At 58.4% G+C, this 681-nt stretch carries 1 pseudogene and 1 other annotated feature; the pseudogene reads right to left on the reverse strand.

Annotation, left to right across the window (positions count from 1 at the left end):
• A pseudogene (locus tag RSW2DRAFT_RS16995) lies at positions 1-681 on the reverse strand (IS3 family transposase); the annotation flags it as partial.
• Positions 508-624 (reverse strand) — a sequence feature (AL1L pseudoknot). (Overlaps the previous pseudogene by 117 nt.)

Below are 681 nucleotides of genomic sequence, written 5' to 3' on the forward strand. Positions count from 1 at the left end.
CAAGCTCTTGTTATCTTGCGTCTTTCTTTGCCAGATCGCTTGTTCCAACGCGTCGAGCACGAACTGCGTCTTCATCGAAGTTGATGCGCGCCATCCCACGATCCGTCGGGCAAACACATCAATCACGAACGCTACATAGACCGTCCCGGACCATGTGGGTACGTAAGTAAAGTCCGAAACCCATAGCTTGTTCGGCCGATCTGCCATGAACAGGCGGTTCACCTTGTCATCCGGGCACGGCAGAGACGTGTCGGGATTTGTGGTGATGACCTTTTTGCCGCGAACCACGCCCCTGAAGCCTAAACTGCGCATCAACCGTTCCACGGTGCAGCGGTCGGCGTCTTCACCCTGCCGTCGCAGCACATGCCAGATCTTCCGCGCGCCATAGAGCTTGCGGTTGGCATCCCAGGCCGCGTCGATCTTGACGCTCAGGGCGGCGTCCGATTTGGCCCGGGCTGATGCCCGGTCAGGATCACGCACGATGGCCCGCCGGTCATAATAGGTCGAAGGAGCGATCTGTAGAATTCTACACATCGGCTCGACCCCGAACTCCCCGCGGTGTTCTTCAATGAAAGCAGTCATTTGCGAAACGGGCGGTCGAGCTCCGCCTGGGCAAAATACGCCGACGCCTTCTTCAGGATCTCATTGGCCTGACGAAGCTCCCGCACCTCGCGTTCAAGC

This window comes from Rhodobacter ferrooxidans (assembly GCF_000176015.1).
GTDB classification, from domain to species: Bacteria; Pseudomonadota; Alphaproteobacteria; order Rhodobacterales; family Rhodobacteraceae; genus Pseudorhodobacter_B; species Pseudorhodobacter_B ferrooxidans.